General features: G+C 63.9%; 20 protein-coding genes. 7 read left to right on the top strand and 13 right to left on the bottom strand.

All coding sequences use genetic code 11. The annotated features are described in order from the left end of the window. Window positions 1-20: 20 nt before the first annotated feature. From CQ12_RS27780 to CQ12_RS27820, 9 genes are all read right to left on the bottom strand, one after another. Entirely contained in the window at window positions 21-338 is a 318-nt protein-coding gene (locus CQ12_RS27780; protein ID WP_057838479.1) for a proton-translocating transhydrogenase family protein, read from the bottom strand. Between the two features lie 11 nt (window positions 339-349). Further along, window positions 350-1,477, bottom strand: a complete 1,128-nt coding sequence (locus CQ12_RS27785) for a Re/Si-specific NAD(P)(+) transhydrogenase subunit alpha (protein ID WP_057838480.1) — start codon at window positions 1,475-1,477, stop codon at window positions 350-352. A 137-nt stretch (window positions 1,478-1,614) separates the two neighbouring features. Then, window positions 1,615-1,767 carry an aa3-type cytochrome c oxidase subunit IV gene (locus CQ12_RS27790; protein WP_057838481.1) on the bottom strand — a complete coding sequence of 51 codons (153 nt, stop codon included), beginning with the start codon at window positions 1,765-1,767 and terminating at the stop codon, window positions 1,615-1,617. Window positions 1,768-1,850: 83 nt separating this feature from the next. Then, window positions 1,851-2,237: a type II toxin-antitoxin system death-on-curing family toxin gene (locus CQ12_RS27795; RefSeq protein ID WP_057838482.1), complete on the bottom strand. Its 387-nt coding sequence runs from the start codon at window positions 2,235-2,237 to the stop codon at window positions 1,851-1,853. Continuing rightward, the gene (locus CQ12_RS27800; protein ID WP_057838483.1) at window positions 2,234-2,494 is read right to left on the bottom strand and encodes an AbrB/MazE/SpoVT family DNA-binding domain-containing protein; all 261 of its coding nucleotides are present in this window, start codon (window positions 2,492-2,494) and stop codon (window positions 2,234-2,236) included. The genes CQ12_RS27795 and CQ12_RS27800 overlap by 4 nt, the downstream gene beginning before the upstream one ends. A gap of 118 nt (window positions 2,495-2,612) precedes the next feature. Next, window positions 2,613-3,200: a dioxygenase family protein gene (locus tag CQ12_RS27805; RefSeq protein WP_057838502.1), complete on the bottom strand. Its 588-nt coding sequence runs from the start codon at window positions 3,198-3,200 to the stop codon at window positions 2,613-2,615. Between the two features lie 100 nt (window positions 3,201-3,300). After that, complete coding sequence (locus tag CQ12_RS27810; RefSeq protein WP_057838484.1) at window positions 3,301-5,163, bottom strand: M3 family oligoendopeptidase; 1,863 nt, start codon at window positions 5,161-5,163, stop codon at window positions 3,301-3,303. Between the two features lie 43 nt (window positions 5,164-5,206). After that, complete coding sequence (locus CQ12_RS27815) at window positions 5,207-5,650, bottom strand: hypothetical protein (RefSeq protein WP_057838485.1); 444 nt, start codon at window positions 5,648-5,650, stop codon at window positions 5,207-5,209. After that, entirely contained in the window at window positions 5,647-5,979 is a 333-nt protein-coding gene (locus CQ12_RS27820; protein ID WP_057838486.1) for a helix-turn-helix domain-containing protein, read from the bottom strand. Before CQ12_RS27820 ends, CQ12_RS27815 begins: the two co-directional genes overlap by 4 nt. 129 nt (window positions 5,980-6,108) lie before the next feature. Between CQ12_RS27820 and CQ12_RS27825 the strand changes: the two genes are divergently transcribed. The 5 genes from CQ12_RS27825 (at window position 6,109) to mepK (ending at window position 13,161) form a co-directional block, all read left to right on the top strand. Then, a complete protein-coding gene (locus tag CQ12_RS27825; protein ID WP_057838487.1) occupies window positions 6,109-6,399 on the top strand; it encodes a hypothetical protein in 291 nt (96 codons plus the stop codon). Between the two features lie 119 nt (window positions 6,400-6,518). Then, the gene (locus CQ12_RS27830) at window positions 6,519-7,163 is read left to right on the top strand and encodes a TerC family protein (RefSeq protein ID WP_057838488.1); all 645 of its coding nucleotides are present in this window, start codon (window positions 6,519-6,521) and stop codon (window positions 7,161-7,163) included. 103 nt (window positions 7,164-7,266) lie between these two features. After that, window positions 7,267-8,766 carry a sigma-54-dependent transcriptional regulator gene (locus tag CQ12_RS27835; RefSeq protein WP_057838489.1) on the top strand — a complete coding sequence of 500 codons (1,500 nt, stop codon included), beginning with the start codon at window positions 7,267-7,269 and terminating at the stop codon, window positions 8,764-8,766. 350 nt (window positions 8,767-9,116) lie between these two features. Continuing rightward, on the top strand, window positions 9,117-11,264 hold the full coding sequence (locus CQ12_RS27840; protein ID WP_057838490.1) for a L,D-transpeptidase family protein: 2,148 nt from the start codon (window positions 9,117-9,119) through the stop codon (window positions 11,262-11,264). Between the two features lie 268 nt (window positions 11,265-11,532). Beyond that, a complete protein-coding gene (gene mepK, locus CQ12_RS27845; protein WP_430642283.1) occupies window positions 11,533-13,161 on the top strand; it encodes a peptidoglycan L,D-endopeptidase MepK in 1,629 nt (542 codons plus the stop codon). Between the two features lie 215 nt (window positions 13,162-13,376). Here the strand turns inward: mepK and CQ12_RS27850 are convergent, their stop codons facing one another. Together CQ12_RS27850 and CQ12_RS27855 are read right to left on the bottom strand one after the other, a co-directional pair. Next, entirely contained in the window at window positions 13,377-13,649 is a 273-nt protein-coding gene (locus CQ12_RS27850) for a DUF2312 domain-containing protein (protein WP_057838492.1), read from the bottom strand. A 247-nt stretch (window positions 13,650-13,896) separates the two neighbouring features. After that, a complete protein-coding gene (locus tag CQ12_RS27855) occupies window positions 13,897-14,199 on the bottom strand; it encodes a DUF1244 domain-containing protein (RefSeq protein WP_057838493.1) in 303 nt (100 codons plus the stop codon). Between the two features lie 244 nt (window positions 14,200-14,443). On the opposite strand from CQ12_RS27855, the gene CQ12_RS27860 reads away from it, so the two are divergent. Then, window positions 14,444-14,980, top strand: a complete 537-nt coding sequence (locus CQ12_RS27860; RefSeq protein WP_157088539.1) for a DUF1036 domain-containing protein — start codon at window positions 14,444-14,446, stop codon at window positions 14,978-14,980. Next, window positions 14,977-16,413 carry a pyruvate kinase gene (pyk, locus tag CQ12_RS27865; RefSeq protein ID WP_057838495.1) on the top strand — a complete coding sequence of 479 codons (1,437 nt, stop codon included), beginning with the start codon at window positions 14,977-14,979 and terminating at the stop codon, window positions 16,411-16,413. The genes CQ12_RS27860 and pyk overlap by 4 nt, the downstream gene beginning before the upstream one ends. Window positions 16,414-16,478: 65 nt before the next feature. Here the strand turns inward: pyk and CQ12_RS27870 are convergent, their stop codons facing one another. Further along, the gene (locus CQ12_RS27870; RefSeq protein ID WP_057838496.1) at window positions 16,479-16,904 is read right to left on the bottom strand and encodes an OsmC family protein; all 426 of its coding nucleotides are present in this window, start codon (window positions 16,902-16,904) and stop codon (window positions 16,479-16,481) included. 89 nt (window positions 16,905-16,993) lie between these two features. Continuing rightward, window positions 16,994-17,464 (bottom strand): hypothetical protein (locus CQ12_RS27875; RefSeq protein ID WP_057838497.1); only part of this gene is annotated, 471 nt, incomplete at its 5' end.

The following is a 17,464-nucleotide window of genomic DNA, read 5'->3' on the forward strand; positions in this document are numbered from 1 at the left end:
CACCCCGAGGTGCATGCCGATCACTTGGCCTTCTTCTTGTACATCGCCAGCATGCGCTGGGTGACAAGGAAGCCGCCGAAGATATTGATGCAGGCGAAGATCAGCGCGACGAAGCCGAAACCGCGCGCCCAGCCGCTGCCGCTCGATATCATGGGAACGCCGACCGCGAGCAGCGCGCCGACCACGATCACCGAGGAGATCGCGTTCGTCACCGACATCAGCGGCGTGTGCAGCGCAGGTGTCACCGACCAGACCACGAAATAGCCGACGAAGACGGCGAGAACGAAAATCGACAGCCGGAATACGAAGGGATCGACGGCTTGGGCGATGTGATCCATGGCTTCTCTCCTCAGGCTTTCGGCTGGAAGTTCGGATGGACGACGGCGCCGTCCTTGGTCAGCGCGGTGGCCTTCACCAGTTCGTCGTCCCAATTGACCGCGAGCGCCTTGTTCGGTTTGTCGACCATGGTCTCGATGAACGAGAACAGGTTGCGGGCATAAAGGCTGGAGGCCGACTGTGCGACGCGGCCGGCGACATTGGTGTAGCCGACGATCTTGATACCGTCGACGTCGACGACTTCGCCCGCCTTCGCACCCTCGACATTGCCGCCGCGCTCGACGGCGAGATCGACCAGCACCGAGCCCGGCTTCATCGACTTCACCATCTCGGCGCTGACGAGTTTTGGCGCCGGTCGGCCCGGGATCAACGCCGTCGTAATGACGATGTCCTGCTTCTTGACGTGCTCGGCGGTGAGCGCGGCCTGCTTGGCCTGATACTCTTTCGACATTTCCTTGGCGTAGCCGCCGGCGGTCTGGGCGTTCTTGAACTCTTCGTCCTCGACCGCTAGGAACTTGGCGCCGAGCGATTCGACCTGCTCTTTCGTGGCCGGCCGCACGTCGGTCGCGGTGACGACGGCGCCGAGACGGCGCGCGGTCGCAATCGCCTGCAGGCCGGCAACGCCGACGCCCATTACAAACACTTTCGCCGCCGGAACGGTGCCGGCCGCGGTCATCATCATCGGGAACGCGCGGCCAAAGGACTCGGCCGCCTCGATCACCGCGCGATAGCCGGCGAGGTTCGCCTGGCTCGACAGCACGTCCATCACCTGTGCACGGGTGATGCGCGGCATCAATTCCATCGCAAACGCCGCGACGCCGGCATCCGCGATCGTCTTCAGCGCCGCCTCATTGCCGTACGGGTCCATGATCGCGATCACCAGCGCGCCGCGCTTGTATTGCGCGAGTTCCGAGGCCTCGGGCCGCTTCACCTTGATGATGATGTCGGCGTCCTTCAGCGCGTCCGCACTGACCGTGGCTCCAACCGCGGTGAATTCGGAATCCGGCAGGCCCGACTTGATGCCCGCGCCCGGCTCGATCGCGACTTCGGCGCCGAGCGCCTTGAATTTCTTGACGGTGTCGGGGGAAGCGGCCACCCGCGGTTCGGACGGATCGATTTCCTTGGCAACGGCAATCTTCATGAGCCCTCCCGGCGGCGCGCCAAGCGCGCACGCAAGCAAACTAGCGTCTTTTTCGCTTAGTTGGATACCGGTTTCGCAACCGGATCGCGTGCAATTTTATGGCCGCCGCCGGCGTGGGCGGGGCAGGCAGCGATGCGTCAGGTCAGGAAGTAGCCCATCAGGGCAACGATGATCACGACGCTGATGGTGCCGTATTTGACCAGCATGATGAAACCTTCATAGGTCTGCTCATGGGCCACGTAGTCGTTGCCGTCAGCCGTCGTGTAGGCCACTTCGCTATGGTCTGCCATCGGTATCCCCAGTCAAAATCCGTGTTTCTCGCGTGCAATTACCGCAAAGCGTTTGGGAGGGCAACGGCCCCCGGCCTATCGGGTCATTCGGAAGGCCAATTATCCCGGATCCAGCGGGTGAGGCTTTCCTCGCTGACCTCGCCGGCGGCGAGGGAGAGGATGATGGCCGTGGCGTGCGCCGGATCAGGCGCAAAGGGTATGTCGTTGACGCGCAAGAAGACCATCATGGCGTGGAACGCGATCCGCTTGTTGCCGTCCACAAAGGCATGGTTGCGGGCAAGACCGAAAGCATAGGCTGCGGCGAGCGCGGCCATATCGGTCTGCCCGTAACTCCATTGGTTGACCGGCCGCAATACCGCAGACTCAAGAAGGCCGTGATCCCGAATACCTTCCGGTCCACCGAATATCGCCAGTTGCTCGGCATGCATGTCGATGACTTCATCGACATCGAGCCAGATAGGCTCGCTCATTTTGCCAGCGCTGCAAACGTATCGCGGTATTCGTGCATGACCTGGCGGGCTATTTCCATGGTCCGCGCATGCTTGGGGTTGAACGGCGAAAGCCGCAGGCTGCCATCCGGTTGCTCGACCGGATAGAACTTGTCCCCCTCCTTGAGATTGAGCCGCGCAAGAAGCTCCTTCGGCAGGATCACACCGACCGAATTGCCAATCTTCCGGATTTGAAGGGCGGTGTCCTCCAGCTTGTATTCGCGAGAGGCTTCTTCCATTCCGCGAGGGGTTTTGGTCATGGCGGCAGCTCCGTTATACAATATGTATAACACGCTTCCCGCCTCGGTTCAACAAATGTTTTACGCCAAGCCGGCTTGGAATGTCTTCGGAAGCGGCCTACCCCACCACGAAATCGAAACGCCCAGCCAGCCATCCCGCGTTCTTGGCGGTGCGCACCAGCAATTCCTTGCGAAACAGGCCGTCGGAACGGTTCTGTTGCTCGCCGGGGAAATAGAGCTGGGTGGTCAGCACACGGCCGCCGTGCGGCTGCACCTTCACATGGATGTGGCGCGTGCGGCCGGGGTAGACGCCAGGCACGACGCTGCGCAACCGGTAGCGCCCTTCCGCGTCGGTGAACTGATGGCCGCGCAGGCGGAAACCGGAATTGTCGTAGCGGCCCTTGTCGTCGGCCTGCCAGAAATCGAGCAAGGCCCCGGCGAGCGGTTTGCAGGCGCGGGTAAGAACGAAGCCGACCAGTTCGATCGGCTGCCCGGCCATGCCTTCCTCAAACAGTTCGACGCGCTCGGGCGACGACGGCTTGAAATACGGCCCTTCGGTCTGCGCCAGCGTTGCGGCATCACCGTCATGGCACGCGGGCGTGGGGGCGAGCGGGGCCTGAGCAACACCTGCGTCGATCGAGAGCAGCGAGCCGGCCGCGAAGACGCCCGCTCCAAGCACCGTGCGCCGCGTCGGGGTGTCGATCATGGGGCCCTCCCCTCGTGTCGCCACCATCATGACGGGCGACGGCGGCTGAAATTGTGTCCGCGCCCATCACAAATGCGTTTCGTGCCCGCGGGCGAACCCGTCAGCCCATCGTTTCGAGTTCGTCGATCATGCCCGCGATCACGGACAGCCCGCCATCCCAGAATTTGGGATCTCTGGCATCGAGCCCGAACGGCTTCAGCAGTTCGGAATAGTGCTTGGTGCCGCCGGCCGCGAGCATGGCGAGATAGCGCTCGGCAAAGCCTTCGGCGGCGTTCTCGTAGACCGCGTAGAGCGAGTTCACCAGGCAATCGCCGAACGCATAGGCGTAGACGTAGAACGGCGAATGGATGAAGTGCGGAATGTACATCCAGAAGTTTTCGTAGCCGGGACGGATGTCGATGGCCGGCCCGAGGCTTTCGCCTTGCACGCTGAGCCAGATCTGGCCGATGCGTTCGGCGGTCAGTTCGCCGTCCTTGCGCTCGGTGTGCACAGCGCGCTCGAACGAATAGAACGCGATCTGCCGCACCACGGTGTTGATCATGTCCTCGACCTTGCCGGCCAGTAGCGCCTGGCGCTGCTTGACATTCCTGGTCTGCGACAACAGCCGCTTGAAGGTCAGCATCTCGCCGAACACGCTCGCGGTCTCGGCCAGCGTCAGCGGCGTCGGCGCCATCAGCGCTCCATTTTTGGCGGCCAGCACCTGGTGCACGCCATGGCCCAGCTCATGCGCCAGCGTCATCACGTCGCGCGGCTTGCCCTGGTAGTTCATCAGCACATAGGGGTGCGCCGAGGGCGTGGTCGGGTGCGAGAACGCGCCCGGCGCCTTGCCCGGCCGCACCGGCGCATCGATCCAGCGATCGGTGAAGAAGCGTTCGGCGATCGCGGCCATCTCGGCCGAGAAGCCACTATATGCCGTCAGCACCATCTGCTGCGCCTCGGGCCATGCGATGGTGCCGGTCGCCGCGAACGGCAGCGGCGCGTTGCGGTCCCAATGCGCAAGCTTCTTCTTTTTGAACCAGCCGGCTTTCAGATTGTAATAGCGGTGCGACAGCCGTGGATACGCCGCGCGCACCGAAGCGACCAGGGCATCGACGACGTCGCGCTCGACGCGGTTATTGAGATGACGCGAATCCACAACGTCCTTGAAGCCACGCCAGCGATCGGAAATTTCCTTGTCCTTGGCGAGCGTGTTGGTGATGAGCGCAAAGGTGCGCTCATTGTCCTTGAAGGTCTTGGCCAGCGCCTGGCCCGCAGCCTTGCGCTTTTCCGGCGCGCGGTCCTGCAACAGACTGAGCGTCGGCTCGATCGCGAGCTCCTTGGCCCCGACCTTGAAGCGCAGGCCGGAGATGGTCTGGTCGAACAGCCGGTTCCAGGCGGCATAGCCGCTCTGGGATTTTTCATGAAACAATTGCTCGACGCGATCCTCGAGCTGATACGGCTTGTCCTTGCGCAGATCCTCGATCCAGGGACGGTAATGCCCGAGCTCCGGCGTCTGCATCGCGCGCTCGATCGCGGCATCGTCGACGCGGTTGAGTTCAAGCGCGAAGAACAGCAAATGCAGCGAGGCTGCCGTCAGCCGCTCGGAGACGTCGCCGTAAAACTTGGAGATCGCGGGATCGACGCTGTCGCCGGCATGGACGAGGCCGGCATAGGAGCCGAGCCGGCCGGCAAGATCGTCGATCGCCTCGTAGCGCCTGACGGCTGCGGCGAGCCAGCTTCCGCCGTCGTCCCGGGCGACGCCTTCCGCCAGCCTGCCTTTGTAGTCCGCCTCGAACGCCGCGCAATCCGCATCCATCTTCTGCAGATCGCGCGCGATTTCGGGTGCGTCGATGCCGGAATAGAGATCGGCCAAATTCCATTCCGGCAATTTGCCGGTTTTTGGTTTGGCTGCACTTGCGCTGCTGCCCTTGGCAGGCTTGCGGGACGTTTTGACAGCTCGGGATGTCGCAGATTTTGCGCTCATGACACTTTCAAAATTGGAAGGTGATCAGGAAATGGGCAGGAGGTCAGGCGAAAGCCGCGAGCTGTGGGACGAACTGGACGAACAGTTCTTCGCCTTCGACGAGCCACGGCTCGGCCTTTTCGTGGAACGCGCTGCGAACCGCACACCACAATGTGATTGCACGGACCATGAGCCACGACGTCGACGGGACGGCGGCCTTGGCGTGCAGCGCAACAAGATCGAGGTTTCGATGTTCGAACAGCAGCCGGCCCAGTCCGTCTTCCAGGATGTAGCGACCGCCGATTCGAGAAACGCACAATTCGCAAGCCTGATCCGGCAGCGGGCTCAGCAGATAAAATTGGACGTCGCCCTTTTCCGTCGTGCCGGTTTCCCATTCGCGTCCGGTCCCCGGCGCAGTCGCGGCGCTTAGTGCCGCAAGGATGGTGCCGAGTTCCCTTTCGCTCCACTCGCCGGTGTCATGTTTGCGCTCGAACGCAACGACGGTCATTTGCTTTCCGCTCCGAACAGCAGCCGGTGCAATTCCGGCTCGTAGTACATTAACAGATGCTTCGCGAAGGCTGCTTGTTCAATACCCAATTCGTTCGCCCATGCCCCCATGATTTCGGTTGGAACACGGCTGAAGCCGTTCTCCACCTGTGAGATGAAAGTGTAATACTTCAAGCCAAGGCGTGCAGCGAGATCCGCCTGCGACAATTCAGCATCCGCCCGTCGCTGCTTGAGCCAGTCCCCAGCCAGTTTCCGCAATTGCTTTGCTTCCGGCACAGCCTTGCCGGCCGGCCGTTCAGCGAAAACTTCTTGATGTTTTACTCGTTTCATGATTACTAAACTATCTGAATTGAATGCCCGGGTAGGTCATGTTCCCTACCACAATCTTGGTCCGCGAATAAGAATCAGATGGCTTTCTTAGACCGCAGTCAGATTGTTGAGACGCCCTCCCAGCCCCCGATGGCGCGCGGGAAGGAGCTATTTGCCGGCATCCTGATCGTGGCGATGGTTGCGGCCGTGGGGATCCGGACCGTGGTGCCGGCGGACGCGCTCGCGCCCGCCATCGTCACCCTGCTCTTTGCGGTTGCCGCATTGACGGCCGGCTTCGCGCTGCTCTGCCGGCGCGATCGATTCCGCATCATGTGGTTCGACCTCGCCGGAAGCCTGACGTTTATCGGCATCGTGCTCTCAGTCCTGATTGAGCCGGACCAGATGGTCAGGCTCTTCGCGTTCTCGGATCAACCTGAATAACGGAAACGCCTTTTGCGCCGTCTGACTGCGCATCTTTCTACGCACGTCCAAGCCCGGGCCCCTCTGGCAGTTCAAGCGAACTGCGATGTCGGATTGGACCTTAAAACGGAGTGGCCCGGATGCTCGAACTAGTCTCCTCACAAGCCCTGACAGCGTTTTTCCAGGTCGTGATGATCGACCTGGTGCTCGCCGGCGACAATGCGATCGTCATCGGCCTGGCAGCCGCAGGCCTGCCCGAAGGGCAGCGCAAGAAGGCAATCCTGATCGGCATCGCGGCCGCAACGATCCTGCGCATCGGCTTCGCCTCCGTCACGGTCCAGCTCCTGCAGATCATCGGACTGTTGCTCGCCGGCGGCGTTCTCCTGCTGTGGGTGTGCTGGAAGATGTGGCGCGAGCTGCGCACGGCGCATCATCACGAACCCAAAATGCAGAGTCTCTCGGCCGCAAGCGCGATCGATGCGTCAGCCGGCGCGCGTCATCAAAAGACGCTTGGCCAGGCCGTGTGGCAGATCACGATCGCGGACGTTTCGATGTCGCTCGACAACGTGCTCGCCGTCGCGGGCGCCGCGCGCGAGCATCCGATGATTCTGATATTCGGGTTGGCGCTTTCCATCGCCCTGATGGGATTGGCCGCCAACTTCATCGCGCGGCTTCTGGAAAAGCACCGCTGGATCGCCTATGTCGGCCTCGCCATCATCCTCTATGTGGCCTTCGACATGTGCTATCGCGGCGCCATCGAGGTGTGGCCGCACCTCAGCCTCTAGGCCCTCCACAACATCGCCGTTCTTCAACGATTAAGAGGGCGTTAATCGGCATCGGCGAAAGTGCCCCGATTCGATACATTATGTAGCGTGCGGGGGGAGAGCCATGGCTGCCACCATTTTGATTGCCGATGACGACGCCGTGCAGCGCCGTTTGGTTGAAAACATGGTGCAGAAGTGCGGCTATGAGGCCCTCGTCGTCGACAGTGGCGATGCGGCCGTGGCCGCGCTGACCGCCCCGGATGCGCAGGCAATCGACGCGGTCGTGCTCGATTTGGTGATGCCCGGCCTCGACGGGCTCGGCGTACTCGCAAAAATGCGTGATGCAGGCCTGAGCATCCCCGTCATCGTGCAGACCGCCCATGGCGGCATCGACAACGTGGTTTCGGCCATGCGCGCCGGCGCGCAGGATTTCGTGGTCAAGCCGGCCAGCTTCGAACGGCTTCAGGTGTCGCTGCGCAACGCGCTCAACACCTCAGCCCTCAAGGGCGAATTGCAGCGCATCCGCCATAGTCGCGAAGGCCGGCTGACCTTTGCCGACATCATCACCCGCAGCGAAACCATGGCAGCCGTGCTGCGCACCGCGCAGAAGGCCGCGGCCTCGGGCATTCCGGTGCTGATCGAGGGCGAATCCGGCGTCGGCAAGGAATTGTTCGCCCGCGCCATCCATGGTTCCGGCGAGCGCAAATCGAAACCCTTCGTCGCGGTCAATTGCGGCGCGATCCCCGACAATCTCGTGGAATCGATCCTGTTCGGCCACGAGAAGGGCGCTTTCACCGGCGCCACCGAGCGCCATATGGGCAAGTTCGTCGAAGCTTCCGGCGGCACGCTGTTTCTCGACGAAGTTGGCGAGCTGCCGCTGGCGGCGCAAGTGAAACTGCTGCGCGCGCTGCAGGAGGGAACCGTCGAGGCGGTCGGCGGCCGCAAGCCGGTGAAGGTCGACGTCCGCATCGTTTCCGCGACCAACCGCAAGCTGCTCGACCTCGTGAAGAGCGGTGCATTCCGCGAGGACCTGTTCTACCGCCTGCACGTGCTGCCGCTGACGATCCCGCCGCTGCGGATGCGGCGCGAAGACATCCCGCATCTGTTGCGGCATTTTCTGGCGCGCTTTGCCGCCGAGGAAAACCGCACCATCACCGGCATCAGCGGCGAGGCCGTGGCCCATCTCGCCCAGCTCGATTGGCCCGGCAACATCCGCCAGCTCGAGAACACCGTCTATCGCGCCGTCGTCATGAGCGAGAGCGACCAGCTCGGCCTGTCCGATTTCCCGCAGACTGTCGGCCACGCCGTTGCGGACGGCCAGTTCGCGCACAGCGAACCCCTGGTCGTCGCGCCGTCGGCGGCACCGTCCCTGGTGTCGGGTAGCGACATACCCATTGCTCCGCTCGCCACGGCCGGCAGCCTCGCGATGCTGACTTCAACCGGCGAGGTGCGGCCGCTGGAAGACATGGAGAACGAGATCATCCGTTTCGCAATCTCGCATTATCGCGGCCAGATGTCGGAGGTCGCGCGACGGCTCAAGATCGGCCGCTCCACGCTCTACCGCAAACTCGATGAGGCCGCCGCCGACGACCCGGCCGAAGGCGGCGCGCAGGACGCCGGCTGAGAAAACACCCGCCCGGCGATTATGGCGCCCGCGTGGCAAAGATCGTGGCAAACCAACGACATCGCTCGTTCGGAAGCTTTTGAACCGTGGCTTGCCGGTGACAGACAAAGGGCGGGGCGCGTGGCAAAAATGCGCGACCCGAAGTGCAACGGGTAGTTTTTTGAGGTCAGTTTGTCGTGAGTAGTCCCGCATGGCGCTGGCTGCATGAGTGGGGCACATGTATCGTCTGCGTTTGAATCAAATGCGTGCAGGCGTACGAGAACCAATCGAAGCCGGCGCTTCCCGCGCAAGCTATGACGATACCAACGACTGTTCCATGCCGGGGCAGTTTCGCCCAAGGGGGTGTGACGATGCGTGACTGTTCGACGAATCGTGCAGGATTTGACCGCGTGCTGATGGCCGTCGCGGCAACCTTCCTCACGGTGTCCGCGACCTCAGCACTGGCGGCGCAATCGACGACGCCGCGTGCCAGCGCCGCCGAGCTCGCGATCGACGCAGCAGTCCCCCGACCCGAGCCTGCCAACGTTCCGCCTCCGACCATCGGCGATTTCAAGATGGACTCCACCGCGTCGGCTCCGGACCCGGCCAAGGCCATCGACAACAAGGCCATCGACAAGCCGGCCGATCCCGGTGCCGCCGCAAAGGCGCCCGAGCCGAAGCCGGCCGAGACCGTCACCGCTCCTGCGGCAAGCGACACCACCGCAACCACGACGCCTCCGGCTGCAACAGCCACTGCACCTGCAGCCGAGCCCGCCAAGGAACCGGTGAAGGTCAGCACCGTCGCACCGGCCGACCAGCCGGTTGCCGACAGGCTGCGCGACATGATCGGCGCCAAATCGCTGCGCTATTTCGACCGCAAGAACGAGCGCGCTGCCGTCGAGAAATTCTACGCCGCGCGTGACTACGCGCCGCAATGGACGCAAGCCGGCAAGCTGACCGATGGCGCTAAGGGCGTGATCGCCCGGCTGAAGGATGCTGCCGCCGAGGGCCTCAATCAGGCCGACTACCCGGTGCCGGATTTCGCCGCCGCCGGTTCGCCGGACCAGCTCGCTGAAGCCGAGCTGAAGCTTACCGCGAGCATGCTCGACTATGCGCGCCAGGCGCAGAGCGGCCGGATGCACTGGTCGCAGACCTCTGGCGACATCCTTTATCCCGAGCACCCGACCGACCCGGCTGAAGTGCTCGCCAACATCTCGACCGCCAAGGACGCGTCCGCAGCGCTCGATGGCTACAACCCGCCGCACAAGCTCTACAAGGATCTGAAGGCCAAGCTCGCCGAGCTGCGCGGCCAGGGCGACGGCCCGATGATCTATATCGCCGAAGGTCCGGCGCTGGCGTTCAAGGCCGCCACCAAGAAGCAGGCTGAAGTGGTGCCGGACGATTCCCGCGTGCCGCAACTGCGCGCCAAGCTCGGCCTCGAGCACCCCGACGATACCCGCTACGACGCCAAGGTCGCAGCCGCCGTGCGCAAATTCCAGGAGAGCGTCGATCTCAAGCCGACCGGCGTGCTCGACGACCGCACCGTGAAGGCCATCAACAGCCCGAAGCGCGACCGGCACATCGACACCGTCCTCGTCAATATGGAGCGCTTGCGCTGGCTGCCCCGCCAGCTCGGCGCGGCCTCGCTGGGCAATGCCTATGTCATTCTCAACGTGCCCGACTTCACGCTCAAGGTGATGCAGAACGGCGGACAGGTCTGGACCACCCGCGTGGTGACCGGAAAGCCGGGAAAACATGCGACGCCGATGCTGACGGAGACGATGAAGTTCATCACCGTCAACCCGACCTGGAACGTGCCGCCGTCGATCATCTACAACGAATACCTGCCTGCCCTGCAGCAGGACCCGACGGTGCTGCAGCGCATGGGCCTGCGGCTGGAGCGTAACCGCGACGGCAGCATCCACATTTCGCAGCCGCCGGGCGAGGCCAATGCGCTCGGCCGTGTCCGCTTCAACTTCCCGAACAAGTTCCTGGTCTATCAGCACGACACCCCGGACAAGCACCTGTTCGCCAAGGAAGAGCGTGCGTTCAGCCATGGCTGCATGCGGGTGCAGAATCCCGACCAGTACGCCGCGACGCTGCTCAACATCACCATGCCGAACGAGCGCTACACGCCGGAGCGAATTCGCAGCATGTACGGCCGCAGCGAGATCGACCTGAAATTCCCGACGCCGATTCCGGTCAACATCACCTACCAGACCGCGTTCGTGGATGACGCCGGCAAGCTGCAATTCCGCAAGGACATCTACGGCCGCGACGCGACGATGATCGCCCTGCTCAAGAACAGCCGCAACAAGGATCTCGAGGTCATGGTCTCCCATGCCCAGCCGAGCTATTCGCGCCCATCCGGCTCGAGCCTGCCGGCCGGTGTCAACTTTGCCAGCGACAACACCTTTTCCTCCGGCCCCTCGTTCTTCGAGCGCCTGTTCGGCGGTCCGTCGCCCGCGACGCCGCCGGCGCCGGTCGGCCGGCGGCCGCAGCAGCGGTTCACCCGCTAATCCGGAGGACTACGGTCTACGCATAAAATTTCTTAATGAAATCAACAACCTCTCCTCCCCGGAGAGGTTGTTTACGTTAACCATTATCCCTGCCGTATCGGGCACCCGGCACTTTTTCGCCACAGTCAACGCGTTAGGTTAAAGCTTGCTTGGGGGCAGGTCGGTAAACCTCGGTTTAACCCTCCTGCTTTAAGAAAGCGTTCACCGTCTTTTGCCGGGGGTCTGCAAAAGAAAACCGTGAACGCTCGTCGACTGGGTGGGCTCATACGTGCTGGCTGGTTTCGCGCGCCAATTCAATCCGCTGTCTTCGAAGGCCGGATATCGGATCGGCCTGACGTCGCTGTTGCTCCTGGCGGGCGCCGGCACGGTGCATGACGCGACCGCGCGGAACGAGACCCGCACCCTCTCCTTCCACCACACCCATTCCGGCGAAGACCTCACCGTCACCTTCAAGCGCGACGGCCGCTACGACGAAGACGCGCTGAAAAAGCTCAATCATTTCCTGCGCGACTGGCGCAACCAAGACTCCACCACGATGGATCGGCACCTGTTCGACATCCTCTGGGAAGTTTACCGCGACGTCGACGGCAAGCAGCCGATCCAGATCATCTCCGCCTACCGCTCCCCCGCCACCAACGCCATGCTCCGCCGCCGCTCTTCCGGCGTGGCCCGCCACAGCCAGCACATGCTCGGCCATGCGATGGACTTCTTCATTCCCGGCGTGCCGCTTGAGCAGGTTCGCGCCGCCGGGCTCCGCCTGCAGCGTGGCGGCGTCGGCTTCTACCCGACATCGGGATCGCCGTTCGTCCACCTCGACACCGGCAGCGTCCGCCACTGGCCGCGCATGACCCACGATCAGCTCGCCAAGGTCTTCCCGGATGGGCGCACTGTCCACCAGTCTTCCAGCGGTCCGATGAAGGGCTATGAGCTGGCCCGCGCCGATATCGAGCGACGCGGCAATGGCGACAACGCAGGCGCCGGGAAGATGCCGAACCTGTTCGCGGCGCTGTTCCGGGGTGGCAAGGCCACTGAGGAAGATGACGAGGGCGCAAACGCTCCCGTCAAGAACGAGAAGCCCGCACCGGCCAGTGTGGCTGCTGTGAAGTCCGCCGATCCCGTCCCGACCCCACGTTCCAAGCCGGCCGGCGCAACCATCCAGCTCGCGGCGGCTGACGCGCAGATCGTTGGCGCGCCCAGGGCCAGGACGGAGTCCAAGCCGGAGGCGAATAAGGCCGCGCCGGTTTCCGCCGATACCGGCGAACCGAAGCCGCAGACGCCGGCCGATATCATCAATTCCCGCGGGTTCTGGGACGACGTGCCGAAGGCGGCGAATCAGGCCACTCCCGCGCAAGTCGCAGCCCTCCGCGCCCGCCAGGCCCTCGCCGCCGCAACGGCCACCGATCCGCAACCGACCGCCAGCGTCAGCGAGACCTTCAACAGGGCGATGGCCTATGCGCCGGCCGCTGCTTCGCCGGTCGACCGCGCCAACATCGTCGCGGCCTCCGCGCCGGTGCCGCGCAGCAGCGTGCGTCCGATACGCAGCGCCGCTGCAGCATCGACCGAAATCAATACCGTGGTCGCCAAGGGACCGCAGGGCGCCCAGGGTCAGGACAACGTGGTCGCCACCTCCACCCGCCTCGCCGCTGCGAAGGGCAACGATATCTGGATGCGGGTCGTGATGCTGGCGCCGAGCGCGAGCACCGCGATGTCGACGACGGTGCTCGGCGATACCGAGATGACCCAGATGCGCGCCCACTTCGTCAAGCCGAAGGCCGCGGTCGCCATGACCTTCTCGGAAGATCCGATGATGGGCATGACCTGCGACCGTTTCTCGGGATCAGCGACCACGCAACTGCCAACGCAGTCGTTCGTGATGCGCACCGCCGCGCTGCGGTAAGGTTCACCGTCTCCACAAACTCGGTGTCGTCCCTGCGAACGCGGGGACCCATAACCACAAATGCGCGTGTTGGGAGCCGCTGCGGCCCCAGCTTCGCGCAACCTGAACGTCGGTGGTTATGGGTCCCGGATCGCGCGGAGCCTGTCATCGGGCGCGCATTCGCGCGACCCGTTGGCTTGTCCGGGACGACGATAGGTGAGAGCGCGGCTATCGCCTCACAGCATCCCGAGCGCCTGCATGTAGGTTTCCAGAATGGTTTCCTGCTCGGCGCGCTCGTTGGCGTCCTGCTTACGCATCCGCACGATGGTGCGCAGCGCCTTGGTGTCGTAGCCGTTGCCCTTGGCTTCGGCATAGACGTCGCGGATGTCGTCGGAGATCGTCTTCTTTTCCTCTTCCAGACGCTCGATGCGCTCGATGATGGCCTTGAGCTGGTCTTTGGCGAATCGTGTCGCGGGCTCGTCCTGGACGGCGGCGGCGGAGGTGGCCATCGGGTACTCCTGAATGGAACTGAATGGTGAAGGTGAAAAATCAAGCGCCGCACGCATTACCGCGCGGCGCTTTTGCGCAGATGACCCTCAAGATCGGGGGGCCTTGCGTCAAGGCAGCATCGCGCTCATCCACAGCGCGCCCACAGGAAGGTCAGAAGGTAGCCCGGATGAGCGCAGCGACATCCGGGACAGTCGACACCGTCCCCGACATCGCTGCGCTCATCCGGGCTACGAAGCGCCCAATGCCTCAGTGCCCGGGATGCACCTTCTTCATCGCCGCCAACTGCTCGGGCGTGGCCGTGCCCTGATATTTCGCCTTCCATTCCTCATAAGGCATGCCGTAGACCGCCTCGCGGCTCTCGTCCTTGCTGACGGCTATACCCTTGGCGTCGGCCTCTTCCTTCATCCAGTTGGACAGGCAGTTGCGGCAGAAGCCGGCCAGATTCATCAAATCGATGTTCTGGACGTCGGTGCGGCCGCGCAGGTGGCTGACCAGGCGCCGGAAAACCGCGGCTTCCAGTTCCGTTCTGGTTTTGTCGTCGATCGTCATGGCCTTGGCTCCCGCGTCAGATGTGCCGAGCGTACCGATATCAGGTGGGAATTGTCACAGATTCTGCCACATCTGCGCGCAAAATTGGCAACCTCCGGGGACTGCCGGTTTCCCGTAGCGCGGGAAAGGTGTTCCCCATCCGTTGACAGGTCCCGCCGGGTCACGCGAAATCTTCAATGATTTGATATAGCTTCCCTGCATGACCGCAAAAGATTCCCGCTGCTTGCCTCCCCTCTCCGCTCGCATGACCGTGGCCCTGGCGCCGGTGCTTGCATTGGCGGCGACGTGCCTGTGGAGCAGCCCCGCGGCGGCCGATTTCCGGCTCTGCAACAATACTTCCAGCCGTGTCGGCATCGCGCTGGGCTACAAGGATGCCGAAGGCTGGACCACCGAAGGCTGGTGGAACGTATCATCGCGCAGTTGCGAGACGCTGCTGCGCGGAACACTTGTCGCGCGTTACTATTACATCTACGCGCTCGACTATGACCGCGGCGGCGAATGGTCGGGACAGGCCTTCATGTGTTCGCGAGACAAGGAATTCACCATCAAGGGTACCGAGAATTGCCTGGCGCGCGGCTATGACCGCACCGGGTTCTTCGAGGTCGACACAGGCGAACAGCGAGCGTGGACAGTGCAATTGACCGAAGCCAACGAGCAGCCCGCGCAGCGCGTGCCGGGCATTCCAGGCACGATGGGACCGGGCGGTCCCGGCGGGGTTCCCGGCCTGCCCAGCCAGCCGGGCGGACCGGGTCTGCCACCAGCCCCGGCGCCCAAGCAATGAGACGGCTTCGTCGCATCAAGATCCTCGCGACCCTCGGCCCGGCATCATCAGACAGCGCGATGATCCGGAAGCTGTTCGAGGCGGGCGCGGACCTGTTCCGCATCAACATGAGCCACACGCCGCATGACAAGATGCGCGAGTTGGTCACGACCATCCGCAATGTCGAATCGAGCTACGGCCGCCCGATCGGTATTCTCGTCGATTTGCAGGGACCGAAGCTGCGCCTCGGCGCCTTCGCCGAAGGTTCTACCCAGCTCAAGAACGGCCAAAGCTTCGTGCTCGATTCCGACAAGGCGCCGGGCGACAACAACCGCGTGCAGTTGCCGCATCCGGAAATTCTCGCCGCGCTTCGGCCGGGCCATGCGCTGCTGCTCGACGACGGCAAGGTGCGCCTGATCGCCGAGGAAACCTCGCCCGAACGCGCGGTGACGCGCGTGGTGATCGGCGGCAAGATGTCGGATCGCAAGGGCGTCAGCCTGCCCGATACCGACCTGCCGGTGTCGGCGATGACGCCGAAGGACCGCGCCGATCTCGAGGCTGCGCTGGTGACCGGGGTCGACTGGATCGCGCTCTCCTTCGTGCAGCGCGCCGAGGACGTCCACGAAGCCAAGCGCATGATCCGCGGCCGCGCCGCCGTGATGGCCAAGATCGAAAAGCCGCAGGCGATCGACCGTCTCGCCGAGATCATCGATGCGTCCGACGCGCTGATGGTGGCGCGCGGCGACCTCGGCGTCGAGCTGCCGCTGGAGCGGGTGCCGAGCCTGCAGAAACAGATGACACGGATGGCGCGCCGCGCCGGCAAGCCGGTGGTGATCGCGACCCAGATGCTGGAATCGATGATCCAGGCGCCGGTGCCGACGCGCGCGGAAGTCTCCGACGTCGCGACCGCCGTCTACGAGGGCGCCGACGCCATCATGCTGTCGGCGGAGTCAGCCGCCGGCAAATTCCCGGTCGAAGCGGTCTCGACCATGAACCGCATCGGCGAAGAGGTGGAGCGCGACCCGACCTATCGCTCGGTTCTCACCGCGCAGCGCTTGCAGCCTGAGAATACCGTCGGTGACGCCATTGCCGACGCCGCGCGGCAGATCGCCGAGACGCTGGAATTGTCGGCGATCATCTGCTGGACTTCTTCGGGCTCAACCGGCATCCGCGTGGCGCGCGAGCGGCCGAAGCCGCCGGTGGTCGCGATCACACCGAATCTTGCGACGGGCCGTAAATTGTCGGTCGTCTGGGGCGTGCATTGCGTGGTGGCCGAAGACGCTCATGACCAGGACGACATGGTCGATCGCGCCGGCTCGATTGCATTCCGCGACGGCTTCGCCAAGGCCGGCCAGCGCGTCATCATCGTCGCCGGCGTACCGCTCGGCATCCCCGGCACCACCAACATGGTGCGCATCGCCAATGTCGAGCCGGAGGGCGAGACGAAGAAGTGACGGCGATGCTCTCGCCGTCATTCCGGGGCGATGCGTCAGCATCGAACCCGGAATGACAACGCCACTTACACCAGCTTCGCGTCGAGCGTGATCTTCGTATTGAACAGCTTCGACACCGGGCAACCGGCCTTGGCCTTGCCGGCCAGCTCCTGGAATGTCGCGTCGTCGGCGCCGGGGATCTTGGCATTCAGCGTCAGATGAACCGAGGTGATGGCAAAACCATCACCCTGCTTTTCCAGCGTGACGTCGGCCCTGGTTTCCATCTGCTCGGCGGTCAGCTTGGCTTCACCTAATATCAGCGACAGCGCCATGGTGAAGCACGCGGCATGCGCCGCGCCGATCAATTCTTCCGGATTGGAGCCCGCCTTGCCCTCGAAGCGGCTGGCGAAGCCGTAAGGATAATCGTTCAGCGCGCCGCTCTTGGTCGAGATCGCGCCCTTGCCGTCCTTGATGCCGCCCTGCCATTTGGCGGACCCTGATGTCGTCGTCATCGCATGCTCCTGTCACGGGTTAGACCGTCGATAAGCCGCAAGCTGACAAATGGTTGCGACAAGGACATGTCGCCGGCAGAAGGAGCGTCTTACGCCCCGACCAGCGCTTTCGCCGGCAGCACCGCCTGCACCACGAGGCCGCGGGCGCGGGCATCCATGACGCCGACGGCGCGCAGCGCCAGCAGCGTGACCGTTTGCACGGCATCGCGCAGCTTCGCGGAATCGTCCAGATTCTCGGGCGCCAGCGGACCAACCAGCGATTCATGCAGCGCGCCGAGCAGCGCGGTGGCAGCGAGCGCCGTATCCTGCGCCGGCAGATGACCGGCGCGCACCGCGGCATCGATGCGGGCGGCAATCTCACCGGAGATTTCGCGGCGGCTGGCAAGGCGCGACACCGAGACATCGACATCAACAGGCTCGGCCAGAATGCCCCAGGCGAGCTTGCGCTGCGACAGCACCTGCACGGCGACCGTGGTGACGGCGGCGGCGAGCGCCGAGGACGGTCCCGGCGCCGCGTCCGCCGCCCGGCGGATCGCCGCCAGTTCGTCGCGCGAGACCTC

The sequence above is a fragment of the Bradyrhizobium jicamae genome (genome assembly GCF_001440395.1).
Taxonomy (GTDB): Bacteria; Pseudomonadota; Alphaproteobacteria; order Rhizobiales; family Xanthobacteraceae; genus Bradyrhizobium; species Bradyrhizobium jicamae.

Coding starts and splice junctions, on each gene's coding strand:
- CQ12_RS27830 (WP_057838488.1), top strand. CDS start 6,519: ATGCTCGAACTAGTCTCCTCACAAGCCCTGACAGCGTTTTTCCAGGTC.
- CQ12_RS27785 (WP_057838480.1), bottom strand. CDS start 1,477: ATGAAGATTGCCGTTGCCAAGGAAATCGATCCGTCCGAACCGCGGGTG.
- CQ12_RS27815 (WP_057838485.1), bottom strand. CDS start 5,650: ATGACCGTCGTTGCGTTCGAGCGCAAACATGACACCGGCGAGTGGAGC.
- CQ12_RS27805 (WP_057838502.1), bottom strand. CDS start 3,200: ATGATCGACACCCCGACGCGGCGCACGGTGCTTGGAGCGGGCGTCTTC.
- CQ12_RS27855 (WP_057838493.1), bottom strand. CDS start 14,199: ATGACGATCGACGACAAAACCAGAACGGAACTGGAAGCCGCGGTTTTC.
- CQ12_RS27820 (WP_057838486.1), bottom strand. CDS start 5,979: ATGAAACGAGTAAAACATCAAGAAGTTTTCGCTGAACGGCCGGCCGGC.
- CQ12_RS27870 (WP_057838496.1), bottom strand. CDS start 16,904: ATGACGACGACATCAGGGTCCGCCAAATGGCAGGGCGGCATCAAGGAC.
- CQ12_RS27860 (WP_157088539.1), top strand. CDS start 14,444: ATGACCGTGGCCCTGGCGCCGGTGCTTGCATTGGCGGCGACGTGCCTG.
- CQ12_RS27810 (WP_057838484.1), bottom strand. CDS start 5,163: ATGAGCGCAAAATCTGCGACATCCCGAGCTGTCAAAACGTCCCGCAAG.
- CQ12_RS27800 (WP_057838483.1), bottom strand. CDS start 2,494: ATGGAAGAAGCCTCTCGCGAATACAAGCTGGAGGACACCGCCCTTCAA.
- CQ12_RS27795 (WP_057838482.1), bottom strand. CDS start 2,237: ATGAGCGAGCCTATCTGGCTCGATGTCGATGAAGTCATCGACATGCAT.
- CQ12_RS27825 (WP_057838487.1), top strand. CDS start 6,109: ATGGCGCGCGGGAAGGAGCTATTTGCCGGCATCCTGATCGTGGCGATG.
- CQ12_RS27850 (WP_057838492.1), bottom strand. CDS start 13,649: ATGGCCACCTCCGCCGCCGCCGTCCAGGACGAGCCCGCGACACGATTC.
- CQ12_RS27835 (WP_057838489.1), top strand. CDS start 7,267: ATGGCTGCCACCATTTTGATTGCCGATGACGACGCCGTGCAGCGCCGT.
- CQ12_RS27840 (WP_057838490.1), top strand. CDS start 9,117: ATGCGTGACTGTTCGACGAATCGTGCAGGATTTGACCGCGTGCTGATG.
- CQ12_RS27780 (WP_057838479.1), bottom strand. CDS start 338: ATGGATCACATCGCCCAAGCCGTCGATCCCTTCGTATTCCGGCTGTCG.
- pyk (WP_057838495.1), top strand. CDS start 14,977: ATGAGACGGCTTCGTCGCATCAAGATCCTCGCGACCCTCGGCCCGGCA.
- CQ12_RS27790 (WP_057838481.1), bottom strand. CDS start 1,767: ATGGCAGACCATAGCGAAGTGGCCTACACGACGGCTGACGGCAACGAC.